This window comes from Vibrio rhodolitus (assembly GCF_003350325.1).
GTDB classification, from domain to species: domain Bacteria; phylum Pseudomonadota; class Gammaproteobacteria; order Enterobacterales; family Vibrionaceae; genus Vibrio; species Vibrio rhodolitus.
On record NZ_QLYZ01000028.1, the window covers coordinates 21333 to 42038 of the forward strand.

13 protein-coding genes are annotated in these 20706 nt (G+C 44.8%); 4 read left to right on the top strand and 9 right to left on the bottom strand.

The window, feature by feature from the left end:
- Window positions 1–335: 335 nt before the first annotated feature.
- Entirely contained in the window at window positions 336–2378 is a 2043-nt protein-coding gene (gene prlC / locus DPF93_RS19620; RefSeq protein ID WP_114767729.1) for an oligopeptidase A, read from the bottom strand.
- Window positions 2379–2647: 269 nt separating this feature from the next.
- Between prlC and DPF93_RS19625 the strand changes: the two genes are divergently transcribed.
- The 4 genes from DPF93_RS19625 to DPF93_RS19640 all read left to right on the top strand — a co-directional run bounded on the left by DPF93_RS19625 (window position 2648) and on the right by DPF93_RS19640 (window position 8959).
- Window positions 2648–3487, top strand: coding sequence for a 23S rRNA (adenine(2030)-N(6))-methyltransferase RlmJ (locus DPF93_RS19625; protein ID WP_075647765.1), 840 nt, complete (start codon window positions 2648–2650; stop codon window positions 3485–3487).
- Window positions 3488–3733: 246 nt separating this feature from the next.
- A complete protein-coding gene (gene gorA / locus DPF93_RS19630; RefSeq protein ID WP_114767730.1) occupies window positions 3734–5089 on the top strand; it encodes a glutathione-disulfide reductase in 1356 nt (451 codons plus the stop codon).
- 299 nt (window positions 5090–5388) lie between these two features.
- Window positions 5389–7335: a methyl-accepting chemotaxis protein gene (locus tag DPF93_RS19635; protein WP_114767731.1), complete on the top strand. Its 1947-nt coding sequence runs from the start codon at window positions 5389–5391 to the stop codon at window positions 7333–7335.
- 148 nt (window positions 7336–7483) lie between these two features.
- On the top strand, window positions 7484–8959 hold the full coding sequence (locus DPF93_RS19640; RefSeq protein WP_114767732.1) for a hypothetical protein: 1476 nt from the start codon (window positions 7484–7486) through the stop codon (window positions 8957–8959).
- A 70-nt stretch (window positions 8960–9029) separates the two neighbouring features.
- Here DPF93_RS19640 and DPF93_RS19645 read toward each other — a convergent pair whose 3' ends face one another.
- From DPF93_RS19645 to DPF93_RS19680, 8 genes are all read right to left on the bottom strand, one after another.
- Window positions 9030–10733 (bottom strand): chromosome partitioning protein ParA, encoded by a 1704-nt coding sequence (locus tag DPF93_RS19645; protein ID WP_114767733.1) that lies wholly within the window; start codon window positions 10731–10733, stop codon window positions 9030–9032.
- Window positions 10734–10962: 229 nt separating this feature from the next.
- A complete protein-coding gene (locus DPF93_RS19650; RefSeq protein ID WP_114767738.1) occupies window positions 10963–11910 on the bottom strand; it encodes an SPOR domain-containing protein in 948 nt (315 codons plus the stop codon).
- A gap of 282 nt (window positions 11911–12192) precedes the next feature.
- Window positions 12193–13839 carry a phosphoethanolamine transferase gene (locus DPF93_RS19655; RefSeq protein WP_114767734.1) on the bottom strand — a complete coding sequence of 549 codons (1647 nt, stop codon included), beginning with the start codon at window positions 13837–13839 and terminating at the stop codon, window positions 12193–12195.
- A gap of 308 nt (window positions 13840–14147) precedes the next feature.
- Complete coding sequence (locus tag DPF93_RS19660) at window positions 14148–15086, bottom strand: ABC transporter permease (RefSeq protein ID WP_114767735.1); 939 nt, start codon at window positions 15084–15086, stop codon at window positions 14148–14150.
- 2 nt (window positions 15087–15088) lie between these two features.
- Complete coding sequence (locus DPF93_RS19665; protein WP_114767736.1) at window positions 15089–16066, bottom strand: ABC transporter permease; 978 nt, start codon at window positions 16064–16066, stop codon at window positions 15089–15091.
- 184 nt (window positions 16067–16250) lie between these two features.
- Window positions 16251–17861, bottom strand: a complete 1611-nt coding sequence (locus DPF93_RS19670; RefSeq protein WP_425275315.1) for an ABC transporter substrate-binding protein — start codon at window positions 17859–17861, stop codon at window positions 16251–16253.
- An 89-nt stretch (window positions 17862–17950) separates the two neighbouring features.
- A complete protein-coding gene (locus tag DPF93_RS19675; protein ID WP_114767737.1) occupies window positions 17951–19666 on the bottom strand; it encodes a dipeptide ABC transporter ATP-binding protein in 1716 nt (571 codons plus the stop codon).
- 730 nt (window positions 19667–20396) lie between these two features.
- Window positions 20397–20706: integrase core domain-containing protein (locus tag DPF93_RS19680; protein WP_164675402.1), on the bottom strand; the 310-nt coding region annotated here is incomplete at its 5' end.

A 20706-nucleotide genomic window follows, 5' to 3' on the forward strand; every position in this document is an offset into this window, starting at 1 on the left:
TCTAATCAATCTAATTCAACACTAAGCCAAACTAATTGGCGTTGTAGCTAGGCGTCCAAGAAGCAAAGCCTCACTAAACCTGGCAATTCTCACAGCAGTTGAGAGTTTCTGCTAGGCAGCAAAGTTTCACTGTCTAGGAGCATAGAAAACCATTCTTTTAAGAACAGTGACTAGAAGTGAAACTGCTTCACACTGACTTGGCAAACCAATTGCCAAGCCAAACTAGTTGGCGTTGTAGCTAGGCGTCCAAGGAGCAAAGCCTCTGAACATAGACAAACTATGTGATGAGGTTTGCGAGCGCAGGACAACAACGCTACAGCGCCAAATAGGCAGGGTTAGGCTAGGATACCTGAATGACGTAACAAAGCATCAATCTCCGGCTCTCTGCCACGGAAACGCTTAAACAGCTCCATCGGCTCTTCACTGCCACCCATCTCTAGGATGTTATTGAGGAAGCTTTGTCCAGTCTCTTTGTTAAAGATACCTTCCTCTTCAAAGCGTGAGAACGCATCTGAAGAAAGCACTTCTGCCCATAGGTAGCTGTAGTAACCTGCGCTGTAACCACCTGCAAAAATATGGCTAAAGCTGTGCGAGAAACGGTTCCACTCTAGACCTGGTAGTACGGCAACTTTCGACTTCACTTCAGCTAACGTTTCTAGCACGCGTGGACCTACTTCTGGGTCATATTCTGTGTGTAGCGTGAAATCAAACAAGCCAAACTCTAACTGACGCAGAATAAACATCGCCGATTGGAAGTTCTTCGCCGCGAGCATTTTATCGAGCATCTCTTTTGGTAGTGGCTCACCGGTCTCATAGTGACCAGAGATAAACGCTAGCGCTTCTTCTTCCCAGCACCAGTTTTCTAGGAACTGACTTGGTAGCTCTACCGCATCCCATGGTACGCCATTGATACCTGACACTGCACCAGTATTCACTTGCGTTAGCATATGGTGGATACCATGACCAAACTCGTGGAATAGCGTCACTAACTCATCATGAGTAAAGAGCGCTGGCTTATCACCGACCGGTTTATTGAAGTTACAGGTTAGGTACGCCACTGGGGTCTGTAGTTCACCATCCAGTGTGATACGGCGACCACGGCAGTCATCCATCCAAGCACCGCCACGTTTGTGCTCGCGCGCGTACAAATCAAGATAGAAGCTACCACGCAGTGTCTTCTCACTATCGAAGATATCGAAGAAACGCACTGACTCATGCCAAGTATCAACCCCTTGACGCTCGGTCACTGTCATACCGAAGACGCGGTTCAATACTTCAAACAGACCACTCACGGCTTTCTGCTCTGGGAAGTATGGACGCAGCTCTTCATCAGAAATTTGGAATAAGTGCTGCTTCTGTTTTTCGCTGTAGTAAGCAATATCCCAAAGGTTGAGCTCAGAGACACCAAATTCACTTTGAGCAAATTGACGCAACTCTTCCACTTCGCGCTCACCTTGCGGTTTTGCTTTGGTGGCTAAGTCATTGAGGAAGCCCAGTACCTGCTCTGGCGTTTCCGCCATTTTGGTTGCCAGTGATTTTTCACTGTAAGTGCCAAAGCCGAGCATACGTGCAATTTCATGACGCAGTTTCAGCTTCTCGGCGATGATTTCACTGTTGTCCCATTTACCTGCGTTTGGACCACGATCAGACGCGCGCGTTACGTACGCTTCGTACAACTCTTGGCGCAGCGCTTGATTATCACAGTAAGTCATCACGGGCAGATAAGATGGAATATCTAATGTCAGTAGGTAGCCATCAAGCTCTTTCGCTTGCGCGGCGGCTTGCGCTGCAGCGAGTGCAGACTCTGGCATACCCGCTAACGCTTTCTCGTCTGTAATGTGCTTAGTCCAACCCATGGTTGCATCGAGCACATTGTTAGAGAATTGCGAGCCGAGCTCAGACATACGTTTGCTGATCTCGCCGTAACGACGCTGCTCTTCAGCTGGTAAACCAATACCCGACAATTCAAAGTCACGCAGTGAATCGGTAATGGTTTTTTGCTGCGCTTGGCTTAATGTAGCAAAGGCATCGCTACTCTTGATCGCTTTGTAAGCATCAAACAAACCTTTGTGCTGACCAACCCAAGTACCGTACTCAGACAGAATTGGTAGGCAGCTTTCGTACGCTTCGCGCAACTCATCGCTGTTCACCACTGAGTTCATATGGCTCACTGGTGACCAAATGCGGCTTAGGCGATCATCCATCTCTTCAATTGGCGCAACAACAGACTCCCAAGTTGGCTCACTAGCGTTTGCCATTACTTGCTCAATCTTGTCACGGCAATCGCTAATCGCTTGCTCGACTGCAGGCTTGATATGCTCAGGTTTGATCTGAGAGAAAGGCGGTAAGTCGGTAAAGGTAAGAAGCGGATTAGACATAATGCATTCCTTATGTTTGCACAAAGCGAACTGACGAGTTCGTTTGAAATTTAATAATCACGTCTATGTTAAATATAGGTAAGTTAAGTGATTTTCAATAGTCATCTCGATGATTATGCTCACAAGCCCTGCGAAATAAAGGCGCTGGCTAAGTAAAAAACCGGCTTAGGTCGATTCGCCAATACTGCCCCTCTCACTGAGTTAGGTATATACTAAGCGCAATTGTTAATCCTAAGATCATGGTCAAAAGACCGTTTCGAGAGTGTCCCTTGCTGAGTTATCGTCACAGTTTTCACGCTGGCAACCATGCCGATGTTGTTAAGCACATTGTGCAAAGCCTTATCCTTGATGCCTTAAAGCAAAAAGATAAGCCTTTTGTTTACCACGATACCCACTCGGGTGTGGGTCGCTATGACCTAACCCACGAATGGTCAGAAAAAACCGGCGAATACAAACAAGGTATCGCACGTATTTGGGACAACCCAAATATCCCTGAAGATATCAAAAGCTACATTGAGTCGATCAAAACCCTCAATAACGGTGAAACTCTGCGTTACTACCCAGGCTCACCACGTGTAGCGCGTGCGCAAATCCGCCCACAAGACCGTATGGTGTTAACCGAGCTTCACCCGAGTGATCACCCACTACTTGAACAAGAGTTCGAACGCGATCGCCAAGTCAGCATATACAAAGAAGATGGCTTTAAGCGTCTTAAGGCAAGCTTGCCACCACAAGAACGCCGCGGTTTAGTGCTGATTGATCCACCGTATGAGCTCGCGAAAGAGTATCGCGATGTGGTTCAAGCGATTTATCAAAGTCATAAACGCTGGGCAACAGGTATTTACGCAATTTGGTACCCAGTGGTGAATCGCTGTGATATCGAAGATATGATTGAAGGCTTAGAAGGGCTTGGCATTCGCAAGATCCTGCAAATTGAACTGGGCGTATCTCCGGATACCAATGAGCGTGGCATGACGGCATCGGGCATGATTGTAATTAACCCACCTTGGAAGCTAGAGAGCCAAATGCAAGAAATCTTGCCATTCCTGCAAGAAGCGATTGCACCGGCAACAGGTCACTGGAAAGTCGACTGGATTGTGCCGGAATAATCCCATTATCTTTAGAACGCAGCGACTCTTTTCGCTGCGTTTTTTTATCCGCTTATTCCCCTTTATATGACTCTCATCGCTATTTGTCATAAGCAATATCACTTTTTCCCATTTAGCAAATTGCTAGACTCGATTTATGATAGCAACATAGGATGGATAGCAGTTGATATGGTGATGTTGAGTTTATAACCCACCACCCCAATGTAACTGTTGTCAGACAAAATTAATAAGCTCTTGGAGAAAGTAATGGCGACTCATTTTGACTATATCTGTATCGGCGGCGGCAGCGGCGGCATCGCATCAGCAAACCGTGCAGCAATGTATGGCGCTAAGGTAGCTCTGATTGAAGCAAAAGACCTTGGCGGTACGTGTGTAAACGTAGGTTGTGTACCAAAGAAAGTGATGTGGCATGGCGCGCAAATCGCTGAAGCGATGAACCTATACGCTCCAGATTACGGTTTTGATGTAGACGTAAAAGGCTTCGACTGGGGCAAACTGGTGGAAAGCCGTCAGGCTTACATTGGTCGTATCCACCAATCTTATGACCGTGTGCTTGGCAACAACAAAGTAAACGTTATCAAAGGTTTTGCTAAGTTTGTTGATGAGAAAACAGTCGAAGTGGATGGCGAGCTATACACGGCTGATCACATCCTTATCGCAGTCGGTGGTCGTCCTACGATTCCAAACATCCCAGGCGCGGAATACGGCATTGATTCAAACGGTTTCTTTGACCTAGCAAAGCAACCAAACCGCGTTGCTGTGGTTGGTGCAGGTTACATCGCAGTTGAGATTGCGGGTGTACTGAGTGCACTTGGCACTGATACGCACCTATTCTGCCGTAAAGAATCACCACTACGTAGTTTTGATCCAATGATCATCGAAACATTGGTAGAAGTGATGAACGCAGAAGGTCCAACGCTGCATACCCACTCTGTACCAAAAGAAGTGGTTAAAGAAGCGGACGGCAGCCTAACGCTGCATCTAGAAAACGGTGAGAGCCAAAATGTTGACCAGCTCATTTGGGCAATTGGTCGTCACCCTGCAACCGATGCGATCAACCTAAGCGCGACGGGTGTAGCAATCAACGAACGTGGCTACATCAAAGTAGATGAGTATCAAGCAACCAACGTACCTGGCATCTACTGTGTTGGTGACATAATGGAAGGCGGTATCGAACTTACACCGGTTGCAGTTAAAGCGGGTCGTCAGCTTTCTGAGCGTCTATTCAACAACAAGCCAAACGCAAAAATGGACTACGCGCTAGTCCCAACAGTGGTATTCAGCCACCCACCGATTGGCACCATTGGTCTAACGGAACCTGAAGCGATTGCTCAATACGGCGAAGAGAACGTTAAGGTTTACACCTCTGGCTTTACCGCTATGTACACCGCAGTAACCCAACACCGTCAACCATGCAAAATGAAACTTGTGTGTGCTGGCGAAGATGAAAAAGTTGTCGGTCTGCACGGTATTGGCTTTGCAGTGGATGAGATGATCCAAGGCTTTGGCGTTGCAATGAAGATGGGCGCAACCAAAGCAGATTTCGACTCAGTAGTCGCTATCCACCCAACGGGTTCAGAAGAATTCGTTACGATGCGTTAATTAAAAAGAATGCGTTAATAACTTATAAAGCCATGTTTTTATTTATAAAAGCATGGCTTTTTTAATGTTTACTTTCTCTATAGATATAATTATCACAATAAAACCAAACACTTAGCCACACGCAATCTTTGTGAAACCGTCTGACTTATCCGACCATGGGATGCGAGTCAACTCAAGTATCTCTTTTAAACTTCCAACTTGTCATATTCAGCACCCTATTCCATTTCTAAACTAATGTGCATCTAGTTAAATAATCAAATTATGACCAAGTGCAGAAATGGACTTTTTGGGAGAGCTATATGCGCAATTGGAGCCACCTATCTATTCGAACCCGGATCTTTGTCACGTTCTCTTTGCTGACTTTAATCAGCATCGCCAGTGTATCGCTTTACCTAGCGAGTCATGACTTTAAACAGCAAAAACAAACCTTATTACGCGAGACCATCCCTTCGCACTTAGATAGCTTAGGTGCAAAAATTACCAATTCACTGCTGCCATCTATAAACCACGCGCAAGCACTAACCGAATCTCTTGAAGTTGCCAAATGGTTGAACTCCCCCTATCTCGTCGCAGATGCAACGCCAATCCAAAATAGCTTTAACCACATCAAAACCTTATCCAACGCGGACATTCTCTTCTTGAGTGCAGAAAGTGCTTATGGGCAAGAATACTTTGTCGAGGCAGGTGGGGAGTTTGAGCGCATGTTGCTGCAAGACTATCAAAATGGTCATTTCTACCAAGATTTTGTCGCCACCAATCAAACCTATGAGCTCAACTTGGATGAAGTCAGTGGCAATAAGTTTATGTTTATTAACTACCGTAGCCGCCAACTGAAAAGTGATGTAGCCGAACCTTTTGTCGTTGCCGGACTTGGTGTAAACGTCAATAATATGGTCGAGCTGGTCGAAGCTCAGTCTATCGGCAAAAGTGGTAAAGCCATGTTAGTCGACGAGTTTGGTAACCTCGATGTTCAACCTCCGGGCACGGTTATCACTGATGAAGTAAGTAGCCAAGCGTTCGCGGGTTTGCTCGACAAAGAACAAGATTATCAAATCACCACGCGCGTCATTAATGGCACTGAGCTGTTTATCGCCACCAAATGGGTACCAGAAATCAAACGCTTCGTGATCTTAGAAACACCAACCTCTGAACTTATGGCACCAATCAAAACCATGGCATGGAAAACGCTCATGGTTGCGCTCGTGGTTGGCGCTATCGCTATCATGGTGATGTATTGGCTGGTGAATGCTTTAGTCAGACCTCTGCGCCAACTAACTGAAGGTATTGAGCACACCGCAACTCAGCTTCATTTAGGCAAACATGTGGATGTAGATGACAATGCAGAAATTGGCGAAGTAGCAAAACAATTTAACCATTTTCTTGATTGCTTGCGTGATGCGATGCAACAGGTAAAACAAACCACAGATAGTTCGACGCAAGCTGCCTATACCCTTAAGAGCAACTCTGAGCAGGTCAATCGCGCTTCGCAAGAGCAACAGGACTCATTGGACAATATCGCTGCCACCACGCACCAAATCAATGTTGCCTTAGACGGACTCGCCGTTTTTTGCGATGAGATCAAAGCCGTATCTGAACATGGGCAAACCTCTCTCGCACAGACAGAAAATATCATGAGCAGCAGCGTCAATAGTACTCAAGCTCTACAAGCCAATATGGAAAAAAGCCAGCAAGATCTGAATGATTTAAATACCCATACAGATCGTATTTTGAAAGTGCTTGAGGTGATCAGTGCTATTTCAGAGCAAACCAATTTGCTCGCCCTTAACGCAGCAATTGAAGCAGCGCGAGCTGGTGAGCATGGTCGCGGTTTTGCGGTAGTTGCCGATGAAGTACGAAACCTTTCTCAACGCACCCATGACTCCACCACCGAGATCCAAGAAATCATCAACAGCTTGATGTCCGCTGCCGCCAATGTCACTGAACAGATGTCGTATATTCACCAAAGCAGCGAAAGCAGCCTAACAGAGCAAAACCAAGCGTCGGAGTCCCTTGCCGAGTTAAGGACCGAGTTAGTAAAACTGTTTGATATGAATGCCAAAATTGCGCAAGAGACGCGTTCGAGCAGCGATAGCCTCAACGACATTAGTAGCCATATCGAAAATATTGCTGAACAAGGACAGCAACGAGAAGTGTTGCTTGCCAACAGTCGCGAAGCTTGCAACTCCATATCCAGTTCAATGCAAAGCCTCACCGAAGATGTTGCACGCTTCAAAGGGGTGAGCTAGTTAACTCTTCTCCATTTATCGCAATAAAAAAACCGCAAATTATTTTGCGGTTTTTTATTTTCCTAACGTCCCTACAGCGCTCGTGAGCACCTCGACATACTGTCACCCTACGCCAGATAGCGAATGGTTTGAAAGGGATAATCTAACAATGAATAAGCAAAGTTTACTTGCAGCGTCAGTACTGCTTGGGTTGGTTGGATGTGGCGGTGATAGCGACAGTAACAACGCTAGCGCAAACAGCGTGACTCTAACGGCTTTCGATGGTTACTTGAGTAATGCGCTGGTCTTTATTGATCAAAATAATGATAGTCAGTGGAATAGTGGTGAACGCATTCTTGGCTTAACCAATGGCTCAGGGCAGTTAACATTAGATAGTCGCCCTGATGGTGTGATTGCCGTGCAAACTCTGACACCTAATGGTCTGGTGCAACAACAGCTAGCCAACGATCACCCTGAATATAGCAATGTCTACACCATTGATATGGACCGCCCTGCTCAGCCTATAACTTATGAGCTTGTGCTAAAAACACCAGCCTCATCCAATACCCTCTCGCCTTTAACTGATCTAGTGGTGTTAGAGATGGCAGCCGGTGCCACTGAGAGTCAAGCAATCGAAAATATAAATAATGCACTTGGCAAAAACATTTCCCCCTACAGTAATTATTTAGACGGTAATGAGGCAGATGCCGAGCTACATAAACTCGCGCAGATCCTCACTGAAACCAAAGGCAATAATAGTGTGGATGACTACGCACAAAATCGCCTCAATGTAATTACTAAAGCGCAGCAACTAGTGGATGAAATTGTCAGTGACAATAGTTTAGATATTGAGGACAAAAACTATATTCCTACTATCGAGATTGCCAATGACAATAGCCTGTCCAATAAAGTCAATCATCGACTTGTGACCAACCAAAGCGTTGCCAACGATGTCGACAATACACTTGCAGCCCTCATCATTGATGAAAACTTTTCAGGTACCACAATTCCCTTAAACAAAGATGTCGATGGTCACTTGGTTGAGCTTTTTAGCGATGCCGATCAAGCTGGCGCGATTGCCGTGACCATTACCAATAGTGCAGAACTTGCTGCCGCAGGACTGAACTTCATTCTGGTATCTAGCGCAATAGAAATCACCCCAAATAGTAACAATTTACTTACGGGTGATTATCGAATCCAACTACAAGCTAATGACCTCGATGCCAATGGCTTACAAGTTGGGGCCAGCCAAGCTATTTTCACCACTAAGGTACGAACCTCAGGCAATAACCAACTGCCAAGCGCGAATACAGCTCTAACTGCTTCTCTACAGGCACAGATCGATAGCAATTGGAGCTTTAAAGTAGGCACTCCGATCAGCAATATGACCTTAGACATTGGTAATCTATTTACCGATCCTGAAGGTGATACACTTAAATTTGGCACTCGACCACGCTTAACCTATGCCTACTTGGAAAGAGGTATCGACGTAGCTTACTCGAGTGACCATTCAACCATTACCCTTTCTGGTACCCCAACTGATAGTGCAATCGGTGGCACCATGTCTATTGATGTGCAGGATCACCATCATGGTCATGGCGAGTGGACGACGGTTGAATTGAACTTACCCAATATTGCCCAGTAATCTGACAATAAAAAAGCCAGTCGTGTATACGACTGGCTTCGGAGTCTCTAGTGATTCCACACGTGATAAATTAGATGTTCTTTTGAAGAGTCACACTAGAAATCTTACTTCCATCGGAAGGGTTTAAAGTATCGATAGTCAAAACGCCTTTATCCCAGTTTTTACCCGCAGGAATATAGCTAAAGCGATTAACTTTGATGTTTCCTTTGTCATCCCATCGAATTGTTGTGTTTAGCTGATCAAGCGTCGCTTTAGAGTCACCAGCCTCGTTAGTACCAAACCACCAAAAATCCATCTGTGCAAACTCTGTATAAGATGTCTCAAGAGCATCAATAATTACACCCGTTTCAGTAAACTGCCACTCTTTACTTTCTACCGAAGCCCCATCTTTTTTAGTCATCGTCCACGTACCCATAAAATCAACATAACGATCAGTACCCTTGCTTTCTACCGGGTAAATAAAATTAATTGATTCAGATACATAACCAGTCCACTCCTCATGTTTGCGGCGTACTTGAGTATAAACATCTGTAATTGGGTCGTATGAACCTGATGTAATTTCACTCTGCATTTGAGGAGACTCCCCCTCATTAGCATCATTTCGACGAATTTTTTCATATTTCGTCATAGCCTGCTCAGAACAGGAAGATGCAGCCATACACTCGTAAACACCACCGAACTCCGTCATATCACTCCAAGGATGGGACTTTTCTTCCGTCAAGGTAGAAACTGGGTTCACAAAGCTATATTCAAAATGACCACCTGGGCTCAAAAGATCTGTAAACGAATCAGAAATTGGTTGGTTAAAATCTTCACCATCGCAAGTTACTATCGAAGTACCATCAGTTTGTCTTTCAATATCAGGTACACCACCTGACTCTTGACAACTCAGGTACTCTGCCATCTTATTACCTGTCACAGAACCATCATTTGAACCCGTTAGTTCCAATAATGCAGCTTGCGTTGACTTAAAATACATTGCCGACAAACCAGTAACTTGGGTAAAAAGATCTTCACCTAATGTACGATCCATATGCATGATGTATTTAAAATCTGTACCATTATACCTTACGCGTTGCTTTGAAGATCGCTCAACAAAAGTCCAGTTTGAACCTTTAGACCAATGTGTAAGTAGCACATTTGAACCACGATTAGTTAAAGTACCGAACGAACCCTCCGATTCAAAATGAGTAAGCGCCTCATCCTCATTCACTAAGTCATCAATCGTCCAACTATTGTCAATTGCCTTTAATAAATCCTCAACAGCACCTTTACCAGAAGCGCTATTAAAATCATCGAGTTGGATCTTTGACAATAATGCAACCATAGCTGAGTCTGGGCTACGAACCGCTTCTGGAATAATAATAGAGGGGTTACTTAAGGAAGTATTGGCGTTAATAGTCAACAGTAAACGAGCCAAGTTAACAACCCTATCATGAGTTCCTACGGTTTCATAAGGAGTCACAACATGACGACCTGAAGAACTCCCCAACACTAGTCCTCCGGCTTGATTACCGAGAATAAATGTTACATTGGGATTATCTTGATCAATTGAAAATGTACCTTCTTCATCAGTAAAACTTCCTGTGTTACTCAATTCTCCCTTAACGAAATATAACCCCTCTACTTTGGCATCAATAAATTTACCTTGCTCTGGGATGGCAATAACAGGTTTTTCAGCCAAATCGCTATTTTTTGAATCATTGCTATTGTTGCCACAGCCAACTAACGCTAAAGCAACCGCAGTTGCCAAAATTGTTGTTTTCATTTCCATTGTTTTCTAACCACTGATTATTATCTTTATGTGACACCGGTTCCAAAACCAAATGTGCGGCACGGATATTAATCGCGTAAGAAAAACCCTACAACAGAAACAAAGAGCATAAGTGAATGAAAAATAAACGCTTTCCTTGATTTATTTTTCTTTTGTGAACAGAGTCATAAATTGATATAGATATCAATTATATACAGCAGGGATAGAGCGGCAGTCCAATAAGCCACTCTTACCCCACACACATTACATTGAGCAGAGACTTACCTGAGGTGATGGTCACTTTCCCGCTGGTAAACAAAGCCGCATTGTCAGAGCCCCAATATGGTAGATGCATTGGCCATTGATGGCTCTTCATCACATCGGCTTCGAGTAAGGTTTGCCATTCTGCTGGGCTTGGCACTTCCATATCTAATGCGTGGCAAACTTTAGTTGCCTTCGCAAAATCCACACGACTCCATGGCTTGTCATATTCCATATAGAATTGGTCGTCACTAAACGGCAGGTAAGGCACTTTAAAATGTAAGTCGCCGACTCTGATCTCACGACGAACGGAAATTTCCATCTCGACAGGTACTGGTTTGGCTGCCACAGGAGCTGCTTTGATCTCGGCAGGTTTTGTCACTTTTGCGGGTGGCAAGATGGTGGTTGACTGGCGAGTCGCTGCCGTTTTCACTGGCAAAGGTTGAGCGTTCGCTTTTGGTTTTGGCTGAGGTGGCAGTACTTTACTCTGTGGCGGCGCACCTTTGACCACTTCACGAATAAATGCCTGCTGGTAAGGTTTAAGTTTTTTCACCGCGAGGAGATCTTTACTCGCCTCTGAGAAGTTCTGATATGGGCCAATCAAACATCGGGCGTTTTTGCCTTCAATTTTTGCCCAAACATCGGTGGAGATATGCGGATAGATTAACTTGGCTTCTTTGACCGATAAAGGCTTAGATAACACCCCACACTGAATCCAAAAAGTCGACTCATCCCCTTTTGGCTGCTGTTTACCCCACAAGCCTTGACCAATCGGGCAAGAAGCTGAGAGTAAAGGTAATTCTTGAGCTGAGGCTTGAGTGGCATCACAAAGAAACTCTTGCGCGCTCACTGGTTGCATCATGCTTATTCCACCTAATGTAGCCAGTGTCAGTAACTTGACTCGTGCAGCAGAGAGTAGCGACAATTTGATATCCATATTGGTTGTTCGACCTTTGTTATTCTGTTTTTGGTGTGGGTGACTACGCAAAAGAAGCGTGCTCAAACTAGAGCAACAATCTGAAAAAACGTCTCTTTTTATCACGATTCACACCTCCACCATAGATGCTGTTTCAATTAGCACTGCGTCGTATAGGATAAGCAAGACAGCGTTGAGAAAATGTGGATGCAAAAATGAAGCCGTTTATTAAAGCGGCTTCTAGTGTAGAGAGATTGTTCAGTATAAATCTTAGGCTTAGATCACTATTTCAGACCTAAATAACTAATTATTTACTCTACAGCGAGAGAATATATCTAACTTTGGTTGGTAAACCTGTGTCTTCACATCGAACGCTCCCAGTAATGAATGGAACAAATTATCGTGTGAGTGTGTTTCTTTTAGTGTCGCTTGTTGCTGCAAGCAATCTATATCGATGTTTTTCGTCGCTTGAAAACCTGGTGACATCCACACAATTAGCGGCACATGAGTTTGATACTTCGGCGCTATTGCATAAGGCGCACCGTGGAGAAACAGTCCATCCTCTCCTAAAGATTCACCATGATCCGAAAGATAAATAAGCGCGGTGTTGTATTTATCTTCAAGCTTAACTAAGCGTTCAATCAACCGACTTAATACAAAATCGGTATAGCGAATACTATTATCGTAACTATTGATGATCTGCTCTTCACTACAGTTTTCAATGTCTGCACGCGGGCAATCGGGTTGGAAGAACGCCATCTCTTTGGGATAGCGCTTGTAGTATGTAGGACCATGGCTGCCAATTAAGTGTAGAGCCAGCATTCGGTTGCCTGATAACTTGTCCACATTGCGGGCAAAATCATCCAACAACACCATGTCATAACAAGTATTGCCATCACAGTTCGCATCAACATTTTGTCGGTTCATCATCTGCTTCTCGATATGACTGGCGACTGTTTTATCCCCGCCATCATCGTCTTCCCACACCATGCTGATCCCTGCGCGTTTAAGAATATCGATCACGTTATCTTGATTCACCGCGACATCATGGTCGTAATTATCGTGAGTGAGTAAGGAAAACATACAAGGCAGGGATACTGCTGTTGCAGTACCACAAGATCGCACGTCTTGAAATGACACCACACCCAACTTTTCAGTATAAGGATTGGTCGCTCTAGGATAGCCGTTAAGCTGATAGTTTTGTGAACGCGCGGTTTCTCCAACCACCAGCACCAACAGTGTTGGTTTGGTCTTCGCTTGCTCTAATGCCTTGTCGCTTTGTCTTGCATCCAGCCCCAGCTCTTTATACGGGATAGGCGTATAAAAATAGGTCTGATTGATGTACTTCGCCGTTGCAGCAACAAATTGAGTCGGCACTATCATGCGTTTTAGATAGCTATGGTTGCGACCCACAGAGGCATAGTCTTGATAATAAAGACCCGCAATCAGCACAATTACCAATAGCGAGACCAACATCGAAACTAACTTTGTCGCGAGTAACCTCAACCAAGATTGCGATTTAAGTGAGGTGACGGCGAGTAGGCATGCAGGTACGAGCCCGAGCACGCTAAACCAGACCAATGAATAAACACTTAAGTAAGCGCTCGCTTCGCCGCTATCGGTTTGCATGATATTGGTGATCATGTTGGCATCAAAAATAGTACCGTAATTAAATCCGGCGTAGCTGACCAAGGCAGAGCAGACTAAAAGGACGATAAAAAAAGGTTTGGTTAGGTAAGGCCAACTGAATAAGTTAAAGATAAAATTTAGTGCCGCAAAAAAGAAAAACGGAATCGAAATAATAAAGCCTAGATTTACTTGCTCCATCTGGTCAAAAATCGCCGTCAGTTCTTTATAGATAGGTAAGTTCAGTACCATCGCAAAATACAACGCGATGATTGCTGTCACCGACACATAAGACAACGTTCGTCTGCTACGCTGTTGCTTCATATAAATTCTCTCCACGAACATCAAGCTTGCATAAGAAATCATCCGCAAGATAAACCAAGCCAAACTCACCAAGTCACTTCTGCTACTAGGATGAAGCAACTCTGTTTTAGTTTAGACCCTCGTTCACTAACTAAACTGCGATAGCGTTTCTCAAGATGCTCTAACACATTGCCAAACCGCCTATGAAACAATAATTTCCTGCAAATCACGAAATAACTTGGCAAAAACAAAGATTGCATAAACAAACAGCCAAACTGCAGAGACGAAAAAGCCGCGTTATAACGCGGCTTGTATTCGATAAATTAGGCTTAACCTTTATACAGTTTCGGGTTGAATACATCCCTTAACCAGTCACCCAGCAAATTAATCACCAAAACGAGCGTAACCAACACAATGCCGGGGAAGGCAGTAATCCACCATGCACCCGAGAAGATGTAGTTAAAGCCAATACTAATCAAAGCACCAAGCGATGGTTGGTCTACCGGTAGACCCAAACCTAAAAACGAAAGTGCCGCCTCAGACATAATCGCGTTTGCCACTTGCACGGTAGAGATAACCAAAATAGGCGAGAGACAGTTTGGTAGAATATGACGGAACATGATTCGCGGTGCTTTAAAGCCCATCACGCGCGCCGCTTCCACATACTCTTTCTTTTTCTCTGCCAATACCGAAGCGCGAATAGTACGTGCATATTGCGGCCACTCCGCAATACCTATAATCACCACCAGCATTACTACCGCATATTGGCTGTAGAACTCACTGCCGAAACTGGCTTTGAAGATTGCCGAGACAATAATCGCCACCATCATGGTTGAAAACGATAACTGCACATCCGCAAAACGCATTAAAAAGCTATCAATGCGCCCGCCAAAATAGCCCGCTGATAAACCAATCACGATACCCAGAATCAACTGCAAACCTACGGCTAAAAAGCCAATAGTCAGTGATAAACGAGAGCCATACAGAATAGTAGAAAGAATATCGCGCCCTTGCTCATCCGTGCCTAATAAGAAGCGCTCATCGCCCTCTTCCATCCAAGATGGCGGTAACTCGGAGTCCATAATATCAATCGAACTCAGATCGTATGGATCGGTTGGCGAAAGAATCGGTGCCGCTAACGCCAACAGCAAAAACATCATAAAGATGGCAAAGCTGAACATTGCCACTTTGTCGCGTAAGAAATAGTAAAGAAAATCCGATTGCTTGAATCGCTCCCAACGAGAAGGAGCTGCCACTGTCTGTTCCATGATTAGGCTCCTTTGCCGGTTAAGTTGACTGTTGGGTTAATTAAGCCGTAAAGCAAATCCACTATCGTATTGGTCACAACAAAGATTAAGCCAACAAAAATAACGTAAGCGGTGATTAGCGGTGTATCAACACGGTTGATCGCTTCAAGGAACAAAAAACCCATACCTGGCCATTGGAATACCGTCTCGGTTAAAATGGTATAAGCCACCATAGTACCGATTTGAACGCCGCCCACCGTAAGCACAGGTAGCATGGTGTTCTTTAAGGCATGTTGGTAGTAAATCTTTTTCAGATTAAGCCCTTTGGCTTTCGCGAATTTAATGTATTCCGAGCTCAGCACTTCAAGCATTTCAGAGCGCACTAGACGAATAAACAGTGGCAACATAATCGAAGCCAGAGAGATACATGGCAGCACTAAATGAGAAAGCCCATCTAGAGTGAAATAGCCCGACTCCCAACCGAGCACATTGGCGGTATCACCGCGCCCGTAAGATGGCAACCAACCCAGCTCAATCGAGAACACATACATCAGCATAATCGCGGTTAAGAACACCGGGATCGATATGCCGACACTACTCATCGCCATCACGATTTTGGTAAAGACGCTTTTGGGGTGAATCGCTGAGTAGACACCCAAAGGAATAGAAAAAACAATAATAATTAACGTCGCACCAAGCACTAACTCGAGAGTGGGTACTAACTTATCCAGAATCACTTCTGCGGCAGGACGTTTGAAGAAATAGGATGTGCCTAAATCGCCTTGCAGAGCATTGCCAACAAAGCGGGTGTATTTTGTAATGAAGGGATCATTCAAGCCGAGCTCATCACGTAAAGCTTGACGTTCGGATTCGGAAACCGATTGACCAACAAGCTCACGTAGCGGATCACCCAAGTTATCTTGAATGGCAAACGCCACTAAACTGATCACAAACATCACTATCAGTGCCTGAAACAGGCGCTTGACCAGAAACGAAAACATTCCTTGCCCCTTTAACTATCCATAGAAATCTAACTGCGCTGCAGGGCAATTAGATAGTCAGCCTATAAAAGGTGCCAAGCCCGACTGAAAGCAAGACACCAAAATGAACTCCTGGCACTGAAGAGCATGACATAGCCTGGCTCAACCAAACTACGCCACACCACTTAAGCCAAATCCACGCTGGTTACTTAACTACTAGGTCACCAAAGTAAGGGAAGTTCATACCATTGATGATTGGCTGGATCTCTACGTTGCTCTTCGCCGCCCATGACGGGTCTTGCCAGTGTAGAGGGACAAATGCCGCTTCATCATAGAGCGTCGCTTCAACTTGTTTTAGCATCTCACCACGTTTCACCAGATCCGTTTCTGTGTTCGACGCTTCAACTAGCTTGTCCACCTCTGGGTTTGAGTAGTAACCACAGTTGTACTGACCTTTGCCCGTTTCAGCATTGCGCGTCATCGCTAGGAACTCAGTGAAGTTACCTGAATCTTCCGTATCTGGGTGCCAACCAATCATCAGCATATCTGCTGCACACTTATCAAACTCAGGCCAGTACTGTGCTTTTGGCATGGTTTTCAGATCAACCTTAATGCCAATTTTTGACAGCATTGCTGCAGCACTTTGGGCAATCTTGTCATCATTCACATAACGGTTATTTGGTGCCATCATGCTAAGCGAGAAGCCATCCTCATAGCCTGCCTCTTTCATTAGCTGCTTCGCTTTTTCTAAATCAAAGCGAGGCTTAAGCGCTTCGTTATAACCGGCATAACCGACAGGGCTTTGCTGAGCCGCTGCTGTCGCTGCGCCTTTCATGATTTGTTTAACAATACCTTCGTTGTTAATCGCGTAGACAATCGCTTGACGTACACGCACATCTTTCAGCGCAGGGTTACTGTTTTGGTTCATTTGGAAAGTGATAACACGTGTGCCAGGCATGGTGTACAGATCAACGCTGTCGGCACTCTTAATTCGCTTGTAATCATTCGGAGAAACTGGAGCAATCATGTCCACATCACCAGAAAGCAGCGCTGCAACACGAGTCGCGTCTTCTTTGATTGGCACTAGCGTGATCTTATCTACGTTACCGGCATCTTTATCCCAGTAATCATCAAAGCGATCAAATTCCACCTTAACGCCTTGCTCACGTGAAGTGATGATAAATGGTCCAGTACCTGATGCGTTGGTTGATGCAAATGAGTTACCGTGTTTAACCAATTCAGCTTTGTCTTTGCCATCTTCGGTCTTACCGGTGTAAAACTTACTGTCCATTGGGAAGATGTAAGTTGCCACGTTTTCAATCAGTGGGTAGGTACCATCAGTCTTAACTTCTACCGTGTAATCATCCACTTTGGTTAGTGACACTAGTGGACCAAAAATACCTTTAAAGTCTGGAGAGCTCTTCAAACGGTTGAAAGTCCAAACCACATCTTCCGCTGTCAGTTCATTGCCCGAGTGGAACTTCACGCCTTTACGCAGGTTAAAGCGCATGGTTTCGTTATCAACACGCTCCCAAGATTCCGCCAAACGTGGCTCGAACTTCATCTCTTGGGTAAAGCGTACTAGTGGGTCAAATACCATGTGTGACAGTTGCAGCGTACCGCCAGATAGCTGCTCATGCGGGTCAAGTGACACAGGATCCGCGTCATAAGCGACTTTAATCGCAACTTCTTCGGCAACTGGCGCAACAACCGCAGGCTCTTGCTCAGCGACGGCTGGCTCTTGTTTCGATTGCATTGAAAGATAAATACCACCAGCAGCAACTGCGGCCACTGCTAATGCAATTTTCGTTTTCATGCTCATTTGCATAACTCCTTATGCGGGATAAATTCCCTTTACTGTTGTGTTTGCATCTAATAAATAGCTCAACGAGAGCTACTCACGACTTATGCCGTTTTTACTTCTTCTCGTAAGCCAGTAAATTCCGGCATTAATGAAATCAATTGCTTGCTGTACTCATGCTGTGGGTTGGTAAATAACTGCTCGGTCGGTGCGACCTCTAACAGGGTTCCCATTTGCATCACGCCAACGCGATCGCACATTTGTCGAATCACAGGCAAGTCATGGCTGATAAACAACATGGTCAGGTTGAGCTCATCTTGTAGGTCTTTGAGGAGATTTAGAATTTGTGCTTGCACCGATACATCTAACGCTGACGTCGGTTCATCACAAATCAAAAGACGTGGGCGTGTTGCTAGAGCACGCGCTATCGAAATACGTTGGCGCTGACCGCCAGAGAACTCGTGCGGGTATTTAACTCCCGCCATAACACCCAAACCAACGTGATCCAAAAGATCGTTAACGATCTGTCGCGTTTGTGTTTCATCGCGCGTAAGCTTATGAAATCGAATCGGTTCTGCGATGATATCGAACACTTTCATGCGTGGATTCATCGAAGTATATGGATTTTGAAACACCATCTGCATTTGACGGCGCATTGGGCGACGCTCTTTTTCGGATTTTAAAGAAGTTAAATCAATCCCTTCAAACGTCACTCGCCCAGCGTTAGGTTGATACAAACCTGCAATCACACGTGCAATAGTCGATTTACCCGAACCGGATTCACCCACCAGACCAAAGGTCTCGCCTTCACGTACTTCAAAACTGACATTGTTTGACGCTTGGACATATTCACGGCGACTTTCAAATAGCGAATCTTTAGTCACAAAACGCAAGTTTACGTTTTCAACTTCTAGCAATGCCCCGGTGTAATCGCGCTGGTCCTGACTCTGTCCTAACCAGTGATTCTTAATATCAAGCGGCTCCATCTCTGTCGCTTCTTCGATATAACTAACCAATGGAAAACGTTTTAATTTGACGTCTGAACGCGGCACCGCCGAAATAAGACTGCGAGTATAGGAATGATCCGGATCGCCAAGCACTTTTGCCGTCGGACCAAACTCAACTAAGTCGCCACGATACATTACTGCCACTCGGTCAGTGACATTTGAAACCACGCCCATATCGTGTGTTACCAACATGCAGCCAACGTTGTTCTTTACGCACAACTCGCGAATCAGATTAAGGATTTGGTCTTGGATTGATACATCCAGCGCAGTGGTTGGTTCGTCAGCAATAATAAGATCGGGTTCACCGGCAAGTGCAATCGCAATCACCACACGCTGGCGCATACCACCAGAGAACTGGTGAGGATACTGCTTAAGGCGGTTCTCTGGTTGTGGAATACCGACTTGCTGCATGAGAGATAATGCGCGCTGATACGCTTCTTCATCAGACACATTCATATTGGCATGAATGGTCTCTTTTAACTGCTGCTCAACGGTAAATAGCGGATTAAGTGAGGTCATGGGATCTTGAAAGATAAACCCAATCTTAGAACCACGCACTTGACGCATTTTTTGCGGTGACAGACCGGAGATCTTTTCACCATCAAGGAAAACTTCACCTCCGGCAATCGTACCTGGAGGGCTGAGCAGATCGATGACAGCATTGCCGACGGTTGATTTGCCGGCTCCTGACTCACCAACCACGCCCACGATCTCACCCCGTTCAATATTGAACGACAATGCTTTCACGGCGGCATGTACCCCATGACGTGAGGGATACTCAATACGAAGATTTTTAACTTCTAAAAGTGACATTACCAGACCTCTACTGCTGCGGCAGTTCCCTGCCCTGTCTGAAAAATTGAATCCATTCAAATACCAGTATGCTGTTCTGGCACTCACAAGCCTTTCAATCTGGCAAATATTTCACACAAATGCAACAAAAGCAGTATAAAAAGTTGCCTTTGCTCATATTTTAAGCAAGTTATAATCCTGCTAATGCATAATTATTTAGTTAAAACGTAGATAAATGCGTAGCAACTCCAGATAAAAATCACCATCATGCATTTTTCTATGAATAATTACTCACACATAGTCATTTAACAAAAACAAAACAAAAATTTACTTAACCCGACAAATACAACGCTAACAACCATAGAATTAAGTTCAAACAGGAAAACAAACCAAAATAAATCGCAAAGAAAGTTTTATTACCAAGCCTTATCAGAGGGATCAGCACAGAAAAATAAGCTACAAGGCAAAGAACAAAGATGTTTGCCATAAGAGAGGGAAAAAGAACGTATATAGACAGCCCAGCAATTGGCAATAAATTAACGTTTTATTAGATAAGACCGATCTGTCAGGGACGGCTAGTCGGGGGCACCCAGTCTAGGACTTCGTATAGTGGTCGGTAAAGAGGAATTCGATACGTTCGGGTTTCCGAGGACTGGCATTCCATTGGACTGGCACCCCAGCCCCCGACCCAGCATGTGCAGACTTAGTCTTATGCTGTTGTCTCGTCCTAAAATACGTTGACAGTTTTATGCTAAGCCAACTGCGTTAGCAGCTGGCTTTTTTCATGAACCTCATTTGGGGTTTTCATCCCGAGGCTAAGATGTGGCCTCATATTGTTATAGATACTAATAGACTCTTTTACTAGTTGGTTGAGCTCTTTGATGTCTTGACACCTATTGAGTAGGAACTCTTGTTTTAGTATCCCATTGACTCTCTCTGCTAACGCATTCTGGTAGCAGTCATACCCATCGGTCATGGATGGCTTTATATCTCCACTTTTCAACTGCTCTTGATAAACTGTTGAGCAGTATTGAAGACCTCGGTCTGAGTGATGGATACAA